The 13,788-nt window shown below is 71.9% G+C and carries 12 protein-coding genes; 4 read left to right on the plus strand and 8 right to left on the minus strand.

The window, feature by feature from the left end; all coding sequences use genetic code 11:
* The first annotated feature begins 36 nt into the window (after nucleotides 1–36).
* The gene (locus D1648_RS01670; protein WP_164518538.1) at nucleotides 37–1,530 is read left to right on the plus strand and encodes an HNH endonuclease signature motif containing protein; all 1,494 of its coding nucleotides are present in this window, start codon (nucleotides 37–39) and stop codon (nucleotides 1,528–1,530) included.
* 54 nt (nucleotides 1,531–1,584) lie between these two features.
* Here D1648_RS01670 and D1648_RS01675 read toward each other — a convergent pair whose 3' ends face one another.
* The gene (locus tag D1648_RS01675) at nucleotides 1,585–2,667 is read right to left on the minus strand and encodes a Gfo/Idh/MocA family protein (RefSeq protein ID WP_122939085.1); all 1,083 of its coding nucleotides are present in this window, start codon (nucleotides 2,665–2,667) and stop codon (nucleotides 1,585–1,587) included.
* A 388-nt stretch (nucleotides 2,668–3,055) separates the two neighbouring features.
* On the opposite strand from D1648_RS01675, the gene D1648_RS01680 reads away from it, so the two are divergent.
* Both D1648_RS01680 and D1648_RS01685 read left to right on the plus strand, forming a co-directional pair.
* Nucleotides 3,056–4,627, plus strand: coding sequence for an aspartate:alanine exchanger family transporter (locus tag D1648_RS01680; RefSeq protein WP_122939086.1), 1,572 nt, complete (start codon nucleotides 3,056–3,058; stop codon nucleotides 4,625–4,627).
* A gap of 37 nt (nucleotides 4,628–4,664) precedes the next feature.
* Entirely contained in the window at nucleotides 4,665–5,339 is a 675-nt protein-coding gene (locus D1648_RS01685; protein ID WP_122939087.1) for a maleylpyruvate isomerase N-terminal domain-containing protein, read from the plus strand.
* Nucleotides 5,340–5,349: 10 nt separating this feature from the next.
* Here the strand turns inward: D1648_RS01685 and D1648_RS01690 are convergent, their stop codons facing one another.
* The 6 genes from D1648_RS01690 to D1648_RS01715 are packed head-to-tail and all read right to left on the minus strand — an operon-like array spanning nucleotide 5,350 to nucleotide 11,576.
* The gene (locus D1648_RS01690; protein ID WP_122939088.1) at nucleotides 5,350–6,438 is read right to left on the minus strand and encodes a Gfo/Idh/MocA family protein; all 1,089 of its coding nucleotides are present in this window, start codon (nucleotides 6,436–6,438) and stop codon (nucleotides 5,350–5,352) included.
* The gene (locus D1648_RS01695; RefSeq protein WP_122939089.1) at nucleotides 6,435–7,214 is read right to left on the minus strand and encodes a ThuA domain-containing protein; all 780 of its coding nucleotides are present in this window, start codon (nucleotides 7,212–7,214) and stop codon (nucleotides 6,435–6,437) included. Before D1648_RS01695 ends, D1648_RS01690 begins: the two co-directional genes overlap by 4 nt.
* Nucleotides 7,211–8,425 (minus strand): Gfo/Idh/MocA family protein, encoded by a 1,215-nt coding sequence (locus tag D1648_RS01700; RefSeq protein ID WP_122939090.1) that lies wholly within the window; start codon nucleotides 8,423–8,425, stop codon nucleotides 7,211–7,213. The genes D1648_RS01695 and D1648_RS01700 overlap by 4 nt, the downstream gene beginning before the upstream one ends.
* Before the next feature lie 28 nt (nucleotides 8,426–8,453).
* On the minus strand, nucleotides 8,454–9,266 hold the full coding sequence (locus D1648_RS01705) for a carbohydrate ABC transporter permease (protein ID WP_122939091.1): 813 nt from the start codon (nucleotides 9,264–9,266) through the stop codon (nucleotides 8,454–8,456).
* Nucleotide 9,267: 1 nt separating this feature from the next.
* The gene (locus tag D1648_RS01710; protein ID WP_122939092.1) at nucleotides 9,268–10,251 is read right to left on the minus strand and encodes a carbohydrate ABC transporter permease; all 984 of its coding nucleotides are present in this window, start codon (nucleotides 10,249–10,251) and stop codon (nucleotides 9,268–9,270) included.
* Between the two features lie 2 nt (nucleotides 10,252–10,253).
* Complete coding sequence (locus D1648_RS01715; protein ID WP_122939093.1) at nucleotides 10,254–11,576, minus strand: extracellular solute-binding protein; 1,323 nt, start codon at nucleotides 11,574–11,576, stop codon at nucleotides 10,254–10,256.
* Nucleotides 11,577–11,877: 301 nt separating this feature from the next.
* Here D1648_RS01715 and D1648_RS01720 point away from each other — a divergent pair, with 301 nt between their 5' ends.
* The gene (locus D1648_RS01720) at nucleotides 11,878–12,909 is read left to right on the plus strand and encodes a LacI family DNA-binding transcriptional regulator (RefSeq protein WP_122939094.1); all 1,032 of its coding nucleotides are present in this window, start codon (nucleotides 11,878–11,880) and stop codon (nucleotides 12,907–12,909) included.
* A 24-nt stretch (nucleotides 12,910–12,933) separates the two neighbouring features.
* Here D1648_RS01720 and D1648_RS01725 read toward each other — a convergent pair whose 3' ends face one another.
* Nucleotides 12,934–13,776: a LacI family DNA-binding transcriptional regulator gene (locus tag D1648_RS01725; RefSeq protein WP_122939095.1), complete on the minus strand. Its 843-nt coding sequence runs from the start codon at nucleotides 13,774–13,776 to the stop codon at nucleotides 12,934–12,936.
* Nucleotides 13,777–13,788 lie beyond the last annotated feature (12 nt).

The raw sequence follows: 13,788 nt of genomic DNA on the forward strand, positions 1-13,788 counted from the left end.
GGGCCCGTCTCGGCCCCGCACGCTCAGCTCGAACCGGTGCCCGGACCCTCGGCCGACTCCGCGTCACCGCCCGTGCTCGACCGTGCTGAGGCCGAGGAGCTCGGCCGGCGCATCCAGCAGCAAGCCGCGCTCATCGCCCAGGCCACCTGCGAGTTCCTGCTCCTGCTCGCGGACTTCGATCGACGCGAGGGATCCCGCTGGTACGTCGGCCTCAAGTCGACCGCGCACTGGCTCGGCTGGGCCTGCTCCATGGCCGCGGGCACCGCCCGCGAGCACCTGCGGGTCGCCCGGGCGCTTCCCGAGCTGCCGCTGACCGTCGCCGAGTTCCGTGCCGGGAGACTCTCCTACTCCAAGGTCCGTGAGATCACCCGGGTCGCCGACCGCGTCGACGAGGAGGTCCTGGTCGAGATGGCGCGCGCGATGACCGCCTCCCAGCTCGCCCGCACCATCTCCTCCTTCCGAGCCGTCGACGGGACACGCCTGGACCAGGACTCGCGGCGCGAGGCGCGCTGGCGCACCAGGGAGGACGGCATGGTCGAGATCCGTGCGGTCCTGCCCGCCGAGACCGGCGCCGAGCTCGTCACGGCGCTCGAGCTCGCGCTGGACCGTGACGGCAGCGAGCCGCCGAGCACGGCCGGACGGAACGGTGCCGCGCCCGTGCACGGGGCCTCCGCGGATCCCGACGTCGTCCGCGACGCAGAGATCACCACGGAGGCGACCCTCGACCAGCGTCGCGCCGACGCTCTGCACGATCTCGCCCGCAGCTATCTCTCCCACGAGCCCGCCGACCGCTCCGGTGAGGACCGTCATCTCGTGATCGTCCAGGTCAGTGCCGACGCGTTGCGCCGAGACGTTCCCGCGGGAACGTCTCGGAACGACGAGTCGCCTCGGCGCGGCGACTCCCCGCGCTGCGGGATCCTCGACGGCGGGCCGCTCGAGCCCGCCACCGCGGAGCGCCTCGCCTGCACCGGCAAGGTCTCGCTCGCCATCGCGGACGCGGACGGGGAGATCCTCCACCTGGGACGCTCACGGCGCCTCGCCTCCCGTGCCCAGCGCCGCGCGCTGCGCCTGCGGGACGGAACCTGCAACTTCCCCGGCTGTCACCAGCGCAAGCACCTCGACGCCCACCACCTCGCGCCCTGGTCCGAGGGCGGGCCGACCGATCTCGACCAGCTCGCGCTGCTGTGCCGTCGCCACCATGTGATGGTCCACGAAGGCGGACTGCGGCTGCTCCGCGCCGCTCCGGTCCCGACGGGCGCCGCCGGTGGCATCGGTGCCCGCTTCCAGGTCCTGGACGCCGACGGTCACCCGGTCCAGGCGCGCTGGCCCGCGATGTTCGAGCGCCTGATCCTCCGCCCCGATCCGGGTGCCCACCCGCCCGAGCCGGTCGTGCACGGCGCGTCGGACGGGTGCGCGGAGTCGGAGGACCTGGATCCGGAGCGGATCGCGGCCACCACGGGCGGGGCAGGGTTCCGCCTCGCCGACTGCGTGCAGGTGCTGTGCGAGAACATCCTGATCCGCGCGGCATGATCGCGCGACAGGGGCCCGACACGCCTGCGCGCATCGGGCCCCGACCCCCCCGGCTCAGCGCCCGGTGAGCTCCCGCGCCTGCTCCTGCGCCTTCAGCGCGAGCTCGACCGCCTTGAAGGCGTGCTCCTGGGTCATCGCGTTCTCGGTGCGGTGCAGCACGTCCAGCACCAGCTCGCCGAAGAAGGGATAGCCCACCTTCCCGTCGGCCTCCAGGCGGTGCTCGCCCTCGGCGTCCACGAGGATGACCTGGTTCGGGCCGTTGTCCGTGGTGACGTCGACGTACTTGCGCAGCTCGAGATACCCCTCGGTGCCGACCACGAAGGTGCGGCCGTCGCCCCAGGTGCGCAGGCCCGACGGCGTGAACCAGTCCACGCGCACGAAGCCCGTCGCCCCCGAGGACAGCGCGATGTGCGCATCGCCGAAGTCGTCCAGCTCGGGATGCTCCGGATTGCCGAAGTTGCCGATCGAGGAGGAGAGGATCTCCGCGTCCTCCGAGCCGGTGAAGGTGAGCATCTGCTCGAAGTTGTGCGAGCCGATGTCGGTGAGGATGCCGCCGTAGCGGGCACGCTCGAAGAACCAGTCGGGCCGGGTCGAGGGATCACCCATGCGATGCGGACCCATGCCCGTGACCTGCAGGACCTTCCCGATCGCGCCCTTCTGGATGAGCTGCGTGGCCAGCACCGCGGCCTCGACGTGGATCCGCTCGGAGTAGTAGACCATGTACTTCTTCCCGGTCCGCTCCACCGCCGCCTTCGCCTCGGCGAGCTGCTCGAGCGAGATCAGCGGGGTCTTGTCGGTGAAGTAGTCCTTCCCCGCCTCCATCACACGGATGCCCAGCGGCGCCCGGTCCACCGGCACCGCGGCCGCGGCGACCAGGTGCACCTCCGGATCGGCGAGCACCTCCTCCTCGCTCGAGGCGATGGTGACCTCGGGGAACTTCTCCTTGAAGGCGGCCGCGCGCTCGGGCTGCGGGTCGTACACCCACTTCAGCGTGCCGCCCGCACCGAGCAGGCCCTGGGTCATGCCGCCGATGTGGCCGTGGTCGAGATGCATCGCGGCGAACACGAACTCGCCGGGTTCGACCACCGGCTTCGGCATCGCGGCGGGGGCGTAGTCGGCGCCTTCGGAGACGGCCATGGGAGGTCCTTTCGACGAACTGTGCAGGGGCGGACGGCAACTTCTGAGCAGCCGCGGCGCGGCCGATGAGTCGGCGCGGGGCCGACGGGACGCGCCGGGGCGGACGACGGCCGCGGACTGCGACCTCGCAGACGCTCCCGACGCGGGAAGCGGTTCCCCCCGAGTGTCGTGCACCACCGTACCGATCACCGCGTCGTGCCGGAGGTTGCCAGCCCGACGGCGGGCCCGGCCGTGCCCCGCGAACCGCTGTCCACCCGCGGCGTGACCTCGGACAACTCCGCCCCGCAGTGCGGCACCGCCGGGCCTATCGTGGTCCCGAACGCCACACAGCGGTGCCCGCGCACGAGCGCGCTCCGCCCGCTCGCCGACGGGCACGGGAAGGACCCCCGTGATCGACGCCCTCGCGAGCAGCCCCCTGCTCACGCTGTTCCTGGTCGTCGCGACCGGGGCGGTGCTCGGCGCGATCCCCTTCGGCAGGGTACGCTTCGGGGCCGCCGGCGCGCTGTTCACAGGGCTGGCCCTGTCCGCCCTCGCCCCGCAGCTCGGCTCCGGGATGGAGATCGTGCAGACGCTGGGGCTGGCGCTGTTCGTCTACACCGTCGGCATCTCCGCCGGCGCCGCGTTCTTCTCCACCCTGAACCGGCAGCTGCCGCTGCTGCTGGCGGCGACCGCGGCCACCGTCGTCGCCGCGATCGCGACGATCCTGCTCGGGCATGCCCTCGGCCTCGAGAAGGACCTGGGCCTCGGCCTGTTCACCGGCGCGCTCACCGCCGCCCCGGCCCTGGACGCCGCCTCGCGCCTGACCGGCACCGCGGGCCCGTCGGTCGGCTACTCCTTCGGCTACCCGATCGGCGTGATCGTCGGGATCGTGCTGGTCTCCACCGTCGTCACCCGCGCCTGGCCCGGCCGGCGCGACACCCCGGCGCTCGCCGGGACGAGCCTGCGCTCGACCACCGTGCTCGTGCACCGCCGGGTGAACCTGCGCGACGTCCCCCAGTGGTACGAGCAGCGGGTGCGCTTCTCCTACCTGCGCCGGGACGGGACGGTGCGGGTGATCGTGCCCGGCGAGGACCTCCTGGCCGGGGACGAGGTGGTCGCGGTCGGCATGCCGGATGCGGTCGAGGAGGTCGTCGCCGAGCTCGGGGAGAGCTCCCCGCGGCACATCGCCCACGACCGCTCCCTGGTCGAGTTCACGCGGCTGACCGTCTCGAACCCGGACCTCGCCTCGCGCTCGATCGCCGAGCTGAACCTGCCCGTGCGCTTCGGGGCCGTGGTCACCCGGGTGCGACGCGGCGACCTCGAGCTGCTCGCCCGCGACGACCTCGTGCTCGAGCCCGGCGACCGCATCGCCGTGGTCGTGGACCGGGCCGAGCTCGACGCGGTGCACACCTTCCTCGGCGACTCCGACCGCAAGGCGAGCGAGCTGGACGTGCTCTCCCTCGGCCTCGGCCTCGTGCTCGGCGTGCTCCTGGGCCTGGTCACGGTGCCGTTCCCCGGCGGAGGCTCCTTCGCCCTCGGCCCCGCGGCAGGGCCGCTGATCGTCGGCATGGCGCTGGGGGCGCTGCGCCGCACCGGACCGATCGTGTGGTCCCTCCCGGGCGGCGCGAACACCACCGTGCGCCAGCTCGGCCTGCTGCTCTTCCTCGCCGCGCTCGGCCTCACCGCCGGGCCCGAGATCGCCGCCGTGCTCGCCTCCCCGACCGCCTGGCGTGCCGCCCTGCTCTCCGCCGTGGTCGCGCTGCTGGGCTGCGTGGTGCTGCTGATCGGCGCGCGCTGGGTCCTGGACCTGTCGGCGCCGCGCGCGGCCGGCGCGGTCGCCGGCTTCCTCGGCCAGCCCGCGGTGCTCGACGCCGCGAACTCGAAGAAGGCCGACGAGCGGATCGAGACCGCCTACGCGACGCTCTTCGCCTTCTCGATCGTGGTGAAGATCGTGCTGGTCCCGGTGATCTGGAACCTCTGACGGGGCTGAAGCCGGGCGGGGGCGCTACCGTCGGACCATGGAGCTGTTCACCCAGGCCTGGTCCGCGCTGCGCGAGGCCGTCGCGGCTCTGCCGGATCGCGCCTTCGCAGCCCCCTCGGGCTGCGCCGGCTGGACCGTGCGCGACCTCGTCGGCCACCTGGTCATCGACGCGCAGGACGTGCTGATCACCCTCGCGACCCCCGCGGAGGACGCGCCGACCGCCGACGCGCTGAGCTACTGGACCCCGACGCCCACCCCGCCGGGCGGCACGTCCCCGCACGACCGCCTCACCGTCCGCCTCGCCGCCGCCTACGAGGACCCTGGCCTGCTGCGCGACCATCTCGAGGACCTCGGCGCTGCCGCCGGACGCGCCGCGCTCCTCGCCCCGGCGGACCTGCCCGTCGCCACGCAGGGCATGAGCCTCACCGTGCGCGACTACCTGCACGCCTACGTGCTCGAGTGGACGCTCCACCACCTCGACCTGATCGCCCATCTCGACCCCGCAGACGCCCCGGCGGGACCGCCCGCCGAGGGGCTCGCTGAGGCGCGGGACATGGTGGAGCGCCGCCTGCGCCTGCGCCTGCCCAAGGGGTGGGCCGACGCCGACGCGCTGCGACTCGCCACCGGGCGACGCACCCCCACCGACGACGAGCGGGCCGAGCTCGAGGAGCTCGGCCCGCGCGCGGCGATGCTGCCGCTGTCGCTGGGGTGACCGGTCCGCCTCAGCCGGTGACCGCCGCCGCGTCACGAGCCGTCAGCGGCACCGCCGCCGGCCGCTCGACGGTGCTGGCGATCTCCACGCGACTCCCGCCGTGCGCGGCCTCGAGCACCCCGTTCATCACCTCGAGCACGTGCTGGCCGAGCTCGCCGGAGGCCCGCAGGCCCTCGCCGCGCACCGCCATGTCCTGCAGCCCGATCCCGCGCCCGGCCTGCTCGTAGCCGCCGGTCACCGGCAGGGTCTCCCAGCCCTCGCCGCCGAGCGCGTGCAGCTGCACGTCCCCGTCGAAGCGGTTCGGGTCCGGGACGGCGAGGGTGCCGGCGGTGCCGTGGACCTCGATCGGATGCGCCGAGGTCGCGACCGCGTCGAAGCTCATCACGAGCGTGGACAGCACCCCCGACTCGTGCACCAGCACGCCCGTGACGTGCGTGTCCGTGGTGACGGGGATCGTCTCGCCCTCCCGCGGCCCGGAGCCGATCGTCCGCTCGGTGCGCAGCCGGCTCGCCGCCCCGATCACCGCTTCGACCGGGCCGAGCAGCGTGACCAGGGCGTGGATGTAGTACGGGCCCATGTCCAGCAGCGGACCGCCGCCGGGGACGTAGTAGAAGTCCGGCTGGGGATGCCAGCGCTCATGGCCCGGGGTGACCATGGTGGCCGTCGCCGCGATGGGGGTGCCGATCACTCCGTCGTCGATCACCGCGCGCGCCGTCTGCGTGCCGGTGCCGAGCACGGTGTCCGGGGCGGAGCCGGTGAGCACCCCCGCCTCCGCCGCCGCGGCGAGCACGCGCGCCCCCTCCTCGGTGGTGACCGCGAAGGGCTTCTCGGAGTAGACGTTCTTGCCCGCGGCGATCGCGCGCAGATCCACCTCGGCGTGCGCCGCGGGGATCGTGAGGTTCAGGACTGTGTCCACCTCCGCATCGTCGATCAGCTCGTCGACGGTGAGCACCCGCACCCCCTCGCGCCCCTCGGCCGCGGCCTCGGCGCGGGCGCGGTCGAGGTCCGCGACGGCGACCAGGTGCACGTCGGGCAGCTGGTCGAAGCTCTCCAGGTACTGCCGCGAGATGACCCCGCAGCCGATCATGCCGACCTTCATCGGGTCGCCTCCTTCCGGCTGGTCGCGGGGGTGCGGCCGTGCTCGCCGTAGGGCATCTCGCTGCCGCGGGCGGCCCAGAGCAGGCCGCGCTCGATGATCGTGCGGACGTTCGGGTCCTCGAGCACCTCGACGCGGTGGCCGGGGGTGGTGACGAAGATGCGCCCCTCGCCCCACAGGCGGGTCCAGAGCGCCGGGGAGGTGATCTCACGGTGCCAGGGATCCCAGGAGCGGACCTTCTGGGTGGTGGTGGCGAGCACGTCGCAGTAGTCGTCGGCCAGGACCCAGTACTGCTCGGTGACCAGGTCGAAGTCGCTGATCCCGGCGGTGATGGGGTGGTCCGCGGCCTCGGGGAGCATGTTGACGGTGTAGGGGACGTAGTTGTCGGCCTGCTCTCCCCTGCGCTCGTCGGGGTGCTTGCCGGGGTGGCAGCCGAACTGTCCCCCGATGAGGGTGAGGTAGTCGGACTCGTTGCGGTAGGAGTCGGCGATCCCGCCGTGCCAGCCGGCCATCCCGGTGCCGGCCTCGATCGCGGCGCGCAGCCCCTCGAACTGGGGCCGCTCGATGGTGTTCATGGTGTTGCACTGGAGGATCAGGTCGACGGTGGCCATGTACTCGGCGTCGGCGTAGATCGCGGGGGAGTCCTCGATGCGGACGTCGAATCCGTTCTCCTCGAGGAAGGGGATGAACAGGTTCGTCGCCTCGACGGGCTGGTGGCCGTCCCAGCCGCCGCGGACGACGAGCGCGGTCCGGCGAGTTCCGGGGGTGGGGGTGGTCATGCGGTGGTCTCCTCGGTGGTGGGGGTCTGGGGGTCGACGGGGGTCCAGCGGGAGCCGTCGGCGTCGCTGGCCTCGACGGCGGCGAGGACGCGCTGGACGTGCAGCGCCTCGGCGAAGGAGGGGGAGGGGTCGGTGCCCTCGCCGATCGCGCGGACCAGGTCGGCGATCTCGTGGGTGAAGGTGTGCTCGTAGCCGAGGCCGTGGCCGGTGGGCCACCAGGCCGCGGCGTAGGGGTGCTCCGGCTCGGTGGCCAGCACGCGGGTGAAGCCCTGCCGGCCGGCGGGCACGGTCGCGTCGTAGATCTCCAGCTCGTTCATCCGCTCGAAGTCGAAGGCGATCGAGCCCTTCGCGCCGTTGATCTCGACGCGCATCGCGTTCTTGCGTCCCTGCGCCATTCGGGTCGCCTCGAACGCGCCGAGCACCCCGCCGGGGAAGCGGGCGGAGAACAGGGCGGTGTCGTCGACGGTGACCTGCTGGCGCTCGCCGGTGGTGTCGCCCTTCCCTCCGAGGCCCTGCGCGGTGCCGGCCGCGGGGCGGGTGGGGACGACGGTCTCGAGGGTGCCGGAGACCTGCTGGATCGGGGTGCCGGTCAGCCACTGGGTCAGGTCGATGACGTGCGCGCCGATGTCGCCGAGCGCCCCGGAGCCGGCCTTGTCTTTGTCCAGCCGCCAGGTCATGGGGGCGTCGGCGTCGGAGAGCCAGTCCTGGAGGTACTGGGCGCGGACCTGGCGGATCTCGCCCACGAACCCCTCGGCGATCAGCTGGCGCGCGTAGGCGAGGGCGGGGGTGCGGCGGTAGGAGAAGCCGCAGAGCGAACGCACGCCGCGGTCGGCGGCGTCGGCGGCAGCGGCGGCCATCTCCTCCGACTCCGCCACCGAGTTCGCCAGCGGCTTCTCGCACAGCACGTGCTTGCCGGCCGCGAGCGCGGCGAGGGCGATCTCGTGATGGGTGTCGCCCGGGGTGCAGATGTCGACGACGTCGATGCCGGGATCCTCGATCAGGTCCTGCCAGCGAGTGGTGTGGGAGGCGAAACCGTACCGTTCGGCGGCGTCGGCGACCGCGGACTCGGTGCGGCCCGCGATCGTGTGCAGCACCGGGGCGGCCGGCAGATCGAAGAAGCGATGCGCGGTGCGCCAGGCATGGGAGTGGGCGGCGCCCATGAAGCCGTAGCCGATCAGGCCGATGTTCAGTGCAGTGGGTGTCGAGGTCACGACGGGGACGTCTCCTTCGAGGTCGGGGTCACTTGCCGGAGCCGGCGGTCATGCCGCTGACCAGGTAGCGGCGGCCGAAGGCGTACAGGATCACGATCGGGATCGAGGACAGCACCACGGCGGCCATCACGACCGGCACGTTGGTGGCGTACTCGCCCTGGAAGCTCCACAGTGCCAGGGGCAGGGTGCGCTTGTCCGGGCTCTGCGTGAGGATCAGCGGGAACAGGAAGCCGTTCCAGGACATGAGCGCCTGGTACACCGCGACCGTCACGAGCGCGGGGCGCACGATCGGGAAGGCGAGGCGCCACATCTTCTGCCACTCGGTCGAGCCGTCGATGTCCATCGCCTCGAACAGCTCCCTCGGCACGTCGCGCAGGGAGTTCGAGATGATCAGGATGCTCAGCGGCAGACCGAAGGCGATCGCGGGGATCATCAGCGCGACCAGAGAGTCGTACATGTGCATCCGGATGATCATCAGGTAGATCGGCACGATCGTGGCCTGCACCGGGATCGCGAGCCCCAGCAGGAACAGGCTCCGCACGGGGCCGAACACCCGCCGTGTCCCGCGCACGATCGAGTACGAGGCCATGAACGCCATGAGCACCAGCGGCACCACGGTGCCGACCGCGACGAGGACGCTGTTGAGCAGGTACTGGGTGAAGTCCGCCTCGAGCACTGCGGTGACGTTCTCGACCGCGAGGGGCAGCGAGGGCAGCACGGGGTTCGAGCCGAAGTAGGTGGAGATCGACTTCAGGCTCGTGATGAGCACGAAGTACAGGGGCAGCAGCACGACGACGAGCCACAGCCAGCCGAAGGTGCCGCCGATCCAGTTGCGCCGCATGTCAGGCTCCTTCCATCTGGCTCGCGGAGGCATCCTTGCCGCCGAGCCGCTGCACGCCGAGCGCGAGGCCCAGCCCGATCACCACCAGCATCACCGCGAGGGCGCTGGCCACGCCCATCTCGTTGCCGCGGAAACCGGTGAGGTACATGTCCAGCGGCAGGATCCGGGTCGCGACGCCCGGTCCGCCCTGGGTGAGGACGAAGATGATGTCGAAGTAGGTCAGCGCTCCGACCACCATCAGCGTCGAGCTGGTGATGAGGGTGTACTTCAGCTGCGGCAGGGTGATCGAGAAGAACTGCCGCACGCGGCCGGCGCCGTCGATCTGCGCCGCCTCGTACATCGACTGCGGGATCTGGCTGACCGCGCCCTGGTAGATGAGGGTGTGGAAGGGGATGAACTGCCAGGCGATGATGAACAGCAGCACGCCCCACACCAGCACCGGGTCGCCGAGCCAGTTCTGCTTGAGCAGCGGCATGTCCAGCCCGGTGGCGAGCCCGAAGTTCGGGTCCAGCAGCGACTTGAAGGTGATCGCGATCGCCGCGGAGGAGAGCAGCAGCGGAAGGAAGTACAGCACCGCGAGCACGTTGCGGTATCGCTGCTGCCCGGCGAGGAAGGTGCCCAGCAGGATGCTCAGCGGCGTCTGCAGCAGCCAGGTCGCCACGATCATGATCAGCACCAGGCCCAGGCCCTGCCAGGTGGTGGAACGGGTCAGCGTCTCCGCCCAGCTGGTCAGGCCCGTGAACTGGATCGCGCCGATGCCGTTCCAGCTCGTGAAGGACAGCACCACCACCCCCAGCAGCGGCAGCAGGGCGAAGATCGCGAAGAACGCCAGCGCCGGCAGGGCGAAGAGGACATGGGAGATGTGCACCCGCTCGCCGCGCGGGCGGCGGGAGTCGGCGGCCGACGGGGCCCGCTGCACGGGTGCGGCCTCGGCCTCGGCGCCGGTGACGGCGAGCTGCGGCGTCGCGGGGGAGAGCGCCGTCATCGTCAGGCCCCCTTGCCGGCGGCCATGTTCTCGGCGAACTGCTCGGCCGTGAGCGTCCCGAGGAAGAGCTGCTCGATGTTGACCAGCAGGTTCTCCGCTTCCGTGGGCTGGAGCGCCTGGTCCCAGGACTGGGTGAAGGCCGGCGCCTCCTGGAGCGAGGAGTAGACCCACTGGAGGTACTCGGCGTCCTCGCTCGCCGCGAGCGCATCGTCCTGGCCCATGATCACCGGGACGGAGCCGGAGGCGATGAGGTCGGCGGCGACCTGGTCGCTCATCGCACCCTCCTTGAGGAACGCCTTGGCGACCTCCTTCTCCTCGTCGCTCGCGGCGGAGGAGAGGGAGAGGTAGTTGCAGGGGTTGCCCACGAGGTTCGTTAGCTCGCCCTTGCCGCCCTCGATGGTGGGGAAGGGGCCGAAGCCGAGCCGTCCGGACTGGACGAAGTCACCGCCGCTGGCCTTCATGCTGCCGAAGGTCCAGCCGCCGTGGAGCATGAGCGCGGCCTGGTCGGTCCACATCAGGGCCTGGTCGGTGTTGGAGTCCGCGGCCATCGACTCGAAGCCGTCGACGAAGGCGCTCGCCTCCAGCAGCTCCTCCACCTTCTCGCCCATCGCGATCACGGAGTCGTCCAGCCATGCCTCGGAGTCGCCGGCCGCGATGCGGGCGAAGACGTCTGGACCGCCGACGCGGTCCAGCAGGTACTCGAGCCACATCATGGAGGTCCAGCGGGACTGGCCGGCCAGGGAGATCGGGGCGACCCCGGCGGAGTTCGCCTTCTCGATCACGTCCAGCAGCTCGTCCCAGGTCTCCGGCGCCTCGGCGCCGATGTCCTCGAGCACGGTCTTGTTGTGGAAGAGGATGATCGGCTGCGTCGCACCCTGGGGGAGGGCGTAGATCTTCTCGTCCACGGTCGCGGCGTCCCACACGGACTCCACGAAGCGGTTCTTGTAGTCCGCCTCCTCCTCGAGCCAGGCGGTGACGTCCTCGACCTGGGACTCCTCGGCGTAGGTGCGCAGACCGCCGCCGCCCCAGCCGTAGATGATCGTCGGCGCCTCGCCCGCACCGATCGCCGTGCGGATCTTCTGCTTGTACGCGTCGTTCTGGAAGAAGGTCAGCTCGATCTGGCCCTGGTCGCCCTCGTTGAAGGCGTCGACGGAATCCTCGTAGATGGTCTCGTTGGGTTCGCCGGAGAGCGACCAGTAGCTCGCGGACCCGCCGTCGCCGCTGCTCGAGCCGGGGCCGGCGGTGCCGCAGGCGCCGAGGGTGAGGGCGGAGAGCCCGGCGGTGGCGCCGAGCATCCCCCGACGAGTGAGTGAAAAGTTTCGCATGACGTGCTCCTGGTGTCGACGTTGACGGGGCTGTCGTCGGCGTCGTCCTGGAGGTGACGCCGGTAAGTAAGCGCAATTTACCAACAGGGCGGGTGGGGGTCAACAACGTGGCCGGATCGAGACCTTTCGCGAACATTGACCGTTGTGACCTGGCAGTACGTCGATGTGCGCGGGTGGGAGGGGTGGCTTCGGCCCGGGTGTCGCTCCAGCTGCGACGCGTGGCGGGGCATGGTGGCCGAGCGGCCGGCTCGATGGCGCCGACGTACAGAAAGTTTCTCTCGCGAGCGGTAGGATGTGTGTCATGGTGACGACGCGGAGAGCGAGAGGGAAGGTCACTCTCGCGCAGGTGGCGGAGGTGGCGGGGGTGTCCCTCGCGACCGCCTCCAAGGCGATGAACGGCCGGGCAGCGGTGAGTGCGAGCACGGGGGAACGGGTCGCGGAGGCGGCGCAGTCCCTCGGCTACGAGGCCCGTCCGCGCCGCTCGCACGGCCGACGCCGTATCGCCCTGCACCTCGAGGTGGCCGACAGTCCGTACGTCATGGGCGTCCTGGCCGGTGCGGAGGCCGCGGCGCGCGGCGCCGGAGCGGATCTGCTCGTGGTCAGCTCCGAGGGGCGCGGCATCTCACGAGCCTGGATGGCGGAGACGGCGGGCGCCGGGGTCGACGGCGTCGTCGCGCTCACCGCCCCGATCGACTCCCGGCACGTGCGCTGGAGCCGCAGCCTGAACCTCCCGCTCATCGTGATCGACCCGATCCTGCGCGAGGGTGAGGTCGAGGGGCTCCTCGCCGTCTCCGCGACGAACTGGGAGGGCGGGCGCAGCGCCGTGCGCCACCTGCTCGACCTCGGCCATCGCCGTATCGGACTGCTCAACGGCCCCGACGGCTCCGTCCCCGGTCAGCAGCGCACCGAGGGCTACCGCAGCGCGCTCGCCGCAGAGGGCATCCCCCTCGACGAGGAGCTGATCCACGGCGGTGACTTCAGCGCCGAGGTGGGGGAGGAGGGCGCCGCGCGGATGCTCGCGCTCGACGACCCGCCGACGGCGCTCTTCGCCGCCTCCGACAACCTCGCCCACGGCGCCATGCGTGCCGCCCGTGCCCGCGGGCTCGAGATCCCCGAGCAGCTCAGCGTCGTCGGCTTCGACGACACGATGATCACCCGCTGGACCCAGCCCCAGCTCACCGCGGTCAGCCAGCCGCTGTTCGAGATGGGGCAGGTCGCGGTCGAGCGGCTCCTCGCACTGCTCGACGACCCGAGCCGTTTCGCCCATCCCTTCGAGCTGCGGACGAAGCTGGTGCTGCGGGAGTCGACGGCGCCGCCGACCGATCGAGAGTGAAGCCCCCGGCGCGCAGGGTGAGCCTCAGGGCAGCCCCCGGAGCGTCCCGCGGTGCAGGATCACCGGCGTCGGACGCTGGATCCTCTCCCGCCGCGGCGGGCGGTCGACCAGGGCGCAGAGCGCACGGCCCACGAGCGCCCCGGTCATCCGCAGCGAATGCCCGAGCACCGCGACCGGCGGGTCGTGGAGCTGGCAGGACATCGAGTCCTCCCAGCCGATGATCGAGAGCTGCTCGGGCACTCTCGCGCCGAGCGCGGGCGCGGCCTCCAGGGCCCCGATCGCCATGGCGTCGTTGTCGCACACGAGGGCGGTCGGAGGAGCTGTCCCGCCGGACCCGGCCAGCAGGGTCTCGAGGGCGAGGGCGCCGCTGCGCTCGGAGTAGTCGCCCTGCGCGGTGAGCGGCGCATCTCCGTGGCGCGCGACATCCTCGACGTAGGCCTCGCGGCGCAGGCGGGAATGCAGGAGGTCGGCGGGACCGCCCAGATGTGCGATCCGTGCATGGCCCAGGGCGCGCAGCTCGGCGAGGACCGCGCGCATCGATGCCGCGTTGTCGACCAGGACGGCAGGCTCCTCCCCTTCCTGGGTGACGTCCCCGAGCATCACGTATCCGATGCCCAGCTCCTCCAGCAGTCCCGGGCGAGGATCCTCCGCCCGGAGGTCCCGGAGCACGACGGCGTCCACCGTGCCGGACTCCGCCCAGCGCCGGTAGAACGCCATCTCCTCGACGGGGGAGCGGGCGGCGAGGGTCAGCACGGTGTGCCCGTCGAGCGCGACCTCGTCCTCGACCCCGGCCAGCACCTGGCTGAAGAACATCTCCGAGCGGGCGTCCCACAGGTCCTGTGGGGCGAGGAAACCGAATGTGCTCATGAGGACATGGTC

Origin of the sequence: Brachybacterium sp. EE-P12, from assembly GCF_003711805.1 — a bacterium.
In the GTDB taxonomy this organism is placed as follows: domain Bacteria; phylum Actinomycetota; class Actinomycetes; order Actinomycetales; family Dermabacteraceae; genus Brachybacterium.

Coding starts and splice junctions, on each gene's coding strand:
- D1648_RS01675 (WP_122939085.1), bottom strand. CDS start 2,667: ATGGCCGTCTCCGAAGGCGCCGACTACGCCCCCGCCGCGATGCCGAAG.
- D1648_RS01685 (WP_122939087.1), top strand. CDS start 4,665: ATGGAGCTGTTCACCCAGGCCTGGTCCGCGCTGCGCGAGGCCGTCGCG.
- D1648_RS01690 (WP_122939088.1), bottom strand. CDS start 6,438: ATGAAGGTCGGCATGATCGGCTGCGGGGTCATCTCGCGGCAGTACCTG.
- D1648_RS01695 (WP_122939089.1), bottom strand. CDS start 7,214: ATGACCACCCCCACCCCCGGAACTCGCCGGACCGCGCTCGTCGTCCGC.
- D1648_RS01705 (WP_122939091.1), bottom strand. CDS start 9,266: ATGCGGCGCAACTGGATCGGCGGCACCTTCGGCTGGCTGTGGCTCGTC.
- D1648_RS01710 (WP_122939092.1), bottom strand. CDS start 10,251: ATGACGGCGCTCTCCCCCGCGACGCCGCAGCTCGCCGTCACCGGCGCC.
- D1648_RS01715 (WP_122939093.1), bottom strand. CDS start 11,576: ATGCGAAACTTTTCACTCACTCGTCGGGGGATGCTCGGCGCCACCGCC.
- D1648_RS01720 (WP_122939094.1), top strand. CDS start 11,878: ATGGTGACGACGCGGAGAGCGAGAGGGAAGGTCACTCTCGCGCAGGTG.
- D1648_RS01725 (WP_122939095.1), bottom strand. CDS start 13,776: ATGAGCACATTCGGTTTCCTCGCCCCACAGGACCTGTGGGACGCCCGC.